Source organism: Paraburkholderia humisilvae (assembly GCF_902859855.1).
Lineage (GTDB): Bacteria > Pseudomonadota > Gammaproteobacteria > Burkholderiales > Burkholderiaceae > Paraburkholderia > Paraburkholderia humisilvae.
Window position 1 is genome coordinate 1 of sequence record NZ_CADIKH010000302.1, and the last position, 1,709, is coordinate 1,709.

Sequence of the window (1,709 nt, forward strand, 5' to 3'; positions counted from 1 at the left end):
CCGAACGCTTTCTCCAGCACCGGCAGCAGCTTGAGGGCCCAACGATGCACGGTTGAATGATCCACCCCGATGCCTCGCTCCGCCATCATTTCTTCCAGGTTTCGCAGGCTTAGCGCATAAGACACGTACCAACGCACGCACGTCAGGATTACATCAAGCAGGTAATGCAGGCGTTTGAGCACGGGGGCTACAGCCGGATTCAGCGTCTTCATCAAGCTTTCAGTCGTTCATCTTGTTCCGCACATCATAGCCGACCCGCCTTATTGCGACACCGATGATCCTCAGGAAGCTGCGGCTTTTTTGCGCCCTCGTTCTTATCGCGTTGTTCGTTTCTGCCGATCAGAGAACGCCCGTCGTCTGACGCCGACGACGAACAAAAACGCTTTATTCAGGGCGGACAGATTAGAGTCGTTTTCGCCATTGGTTGACGTCTCAATGCAAATCCCGGATCAGGATTCCGCGCATGTATGGACCCGACGACAGACATGGCCACTTGCACAGGGCCATCAGGCTCCTTGCTCGCGCCAAGCTTCTGGTTGAGCATAAAAAAACCGCCGGAATGCCGGCGGTTTTTGCGCGATCAACTTACGTTTAATCAGCTATCTGCGCAGCATCGTCGAAGCATGGCCGACGGGCTCCCACTCCTGCATGCGGTCAAGTAGCGTCTCGGCAAATCGCAACTGAAAACGCACCGCGCTGAGTTCGCCCGGGCGCAGCTGGCCTTCAAGCAGCGTGCGGAGATCAGCGGCATACCTTTGCCACTCACTCTTTGCCCGTCTGCTGCGCTCTGCCGGCGGTGCCGGAACGAAAATGGCCATGATGATCCTCGCAGTTATCGGATGCGGCGATATTCTCGCCGAATTGCACTGACCCAGCCTTGGATCTGCCGTTGCGACTGGGGTTCAGCCCAACGATGACGCCGTTGCTCCGACAGCTCAAATATATATGTAAAACCGTACTCGGGCGGGCGACGCCACGAAAACCATGATCTGGCGCTTTTTTCCTGCTCCCGAAGGTACTCATCCAGCACGATCAACACCAGATGCGTGCGGACCTCATTATAGAACGGATCCAAACCCAGATTCTGCCGGTCCTCGATCGTCGCAGCCGCCACGCCCGCGTTGATCAGATCGGTTGTGGCGAACGCACTCTCGTGCGCCCAGTCCGTGTCGATGCGGCGACCGGCCCGAAACCAGCTGCCATCGAGCAGGACCGCTTCCACCTCTAACACGCCAGCGTGCGTCCAGAGATACGACACATCCGACTCACTCAGGCTGACGTTGACGGCCGACTCAGGGTGCGTGTGAATCACCCGGATCGAATGCCCGGCGGTCTCGACAGCTGGATAGGCGCTGTCAGGCACGGGAACCGAGTCCGGTTTTCCCATCCCGGTCGCGATCAGACAGCGCCGGTCGAGATCGTAGCAGCACACCGCCTCCATGGCTCCCCCCAAGGACAGGTCGGTCGTATCGATGCAGATCTGTCGCGCCCTGGATTCGGGGTCTGCGGTGGCCGTGGTCATTCAGTAATGAGTATGCGTTGGCTGTATTTATGTGATTGTACTATCCCTCCGCGTTTGTCTAATCCTGATAAGCCAAATTGAACTAACCCGCTGACGCGGGAGGAGGTAGTTGGCCAGCGACATCGGCTCCGGGATCATCCGAAGGGCACATCTGTCGAGTGCGACGATGGCGGTGCAGTTTGCCGCC

Annotated in this window: 2 protein-coding genes and 1 pseudogene; all 3 read right to left on the minus strand. The window is 58.0% G+C overall.

The features are described 5' to 3' along the window. Positions 1-212, minus strand: a pseudogene (locus HV796_RS42090) (IS6 family transposase); the annotation flags it as partial. Between the two features lie 387 nt (positions 213-599). Continuing rightward, positions 600-818, minus strand: a complete 219-nt coding sequence (locus HV796_RS42095; protein ID WP_175233523.1) for a hypothetical protein — start codon at positions 816-818, stop codon at positions 600-602. Positions 819-832: 14 nt separating this feature from the next. Continuing rightward, positions 833-1,522, minus strand: coding sequence for a hypothetical protein (locus HV796_RS42100; RefSeq protein WP_175233524.1), 690 nt, complete (start codon positions 1,520-1,522; stop codon positions 833-835). Positions 1,523-1,709 lie beyond the last annotated feature (187 nt).

Bases quoted from the DNA above. Each gene is read 5' to 3' on its own strand.
- HV796_RS42095 (WP_175233523.1), bottom strand. From the start codon at position 818: ATGGCCATTTTCGTTCCGGCACCGCCGGCAGAGCGCAGCAGACGGGCA.
- HV796_RS42100 (WP_175233524.1), bottom strand. From the start codon at position 1,522: ATGACCACGGCCACCGCAGACCCCGAATCCAGGGCGCGACAGATCTGC.